Annotated in this window: 1 protein-coding gene; it reads right to left on the bottom strand. The window is 72.3% G+C overall.

The annotated features are described in order from the left end of the window. Positions 1-1,324, bottom strand: a 1,324-nt coding sequence (locus LQT98_RS23875) for a condensation domain-containing protein (protein WP_231465740.1), incomplete at both ends; no start/stop codon positions are given.

Below are 1,324 nucleotides of genomic sequence, written 5' to 3'. Positions count from 1 at the left end.
GGCTCCGGCGCTCGCCGCCGTCCGCCCTGCTCGCGCCGCCGGCGGCCGCGTCCCCCGCCGTGGTTTCCCCGAGCAACGCGCGCAAGGCCGCCGCGTACTCCGCGACGAAGCGGAGCACGGTCTCCGTCGAGAAATGCCCGCGCGACGGCACCAGGGTGATCCGCAATACGCCTTGCCGGCCGTCGAAGCTGCTTTGCACCACCAGCGGCACATTGGTCGTGTCGCTCGCGTAGCCGTCGGACACCTCGATATCGCGCACCGCGTCCTCCAGCGCGCGGAAGTGCGTGAAGTTGAACAGCGCGTCGAACACCGTGCCCACCTGCCGATGCAGTTCGATCAGCGGATAGCGCCGGCGGCTGAACACCTCCAGCTCGGCCGCCTGCACCGCGCGCACCAGCGCGACCGCGTCGAAGACGCCGGCCGGGAAATCGAAGCCGAGCGGCAGACTGTTCAGGAACAGGCCCAGCGCCCGGTCGCCGTCCGCGCCCTCGCTGCGGCCGTTGAACACCACCCCGCTCGTCACCGCCGGCCTGCCGCAGATGCGCGACAAGGCGAGCAGATGCGCCGTCAGCAGCACGCTCTTCACCGAGGCGCCCGCGCGCGCGGCGAGCGCTTCCAGGCCGGCGGACTCAGCGGCCGAAATCGGCACCTCCGCCGGCGCCGCGTCGCCGTCCGGCTCCCGCGCCAGCCGCGTGGCCGGCAAGGATTGCAGCCGCGCGCGCCACCAGTCGCGCAGCGCGTCCGAACGCGCCGCCTCGCGCTCACGCTCGACGAAGTCGCGGTAGCGGCTGGCCGGCGCCGTCAGCGCCAGCGGCCGGCCGGCCAGCCGCGCCGAATAGTCCGAGATCAGCTCGGAGAGCAGCAGGTTGAAGCTCCAGCCGTCCAGAATCGCGTGGTGCTTGGTCACGCCGATATGCATCTCCGCCTCGCTCAGGCGATGCACGGCGAAGCGGATCAGCGGCGGATGCTCGACGTCGAAGCGCCGGCGCCGCTCGGCCTCGCGCCAATCCAGAATCCGCGCGTCCTGCCGCGCCGCGTCCAGGCCACGCCAGTCGCTGACCGCCAGCGGCAAGGGCACTTGGCGGTGCACGTACTGCAGCGGCTCCTCGTCGGCGGCCAGATCGAAGGCGGTGCGCAGCGCCGGATGGCGTTCGAAGGCGCCGCGCAACGCCGCCTCGAGCGCGGCCGCGTCGAAGGGCAGGGCCAGCCGCTGATCGTTGACGTTGTGATAGGCGGAGTCCTGGCCGTGCCGCATCTCGTTGGCCAGCATCGCCATCTGCATCGCGCTGAGCGGATACGCGTCCTCGTAGGCGGCGTCCAGCGG

Origin of the sequence: Chromobacterium aquaticum, from assembly GCF_021129195.1 — a bacterium.
In the GTDB taxonomy this organism is placed as follows: Bacteria; Pseudomonadota; Gammaproteobacteria; order Burkholderiales; family Chromobacteriaceae; genus Chromobacterium; species Chromobacterium aquaticum.
The sequence above is the reverse complement of the archived record's forward strand: the minus strand, read 5'-3'. Positions and strand labels throughout refer to the sequence as shown.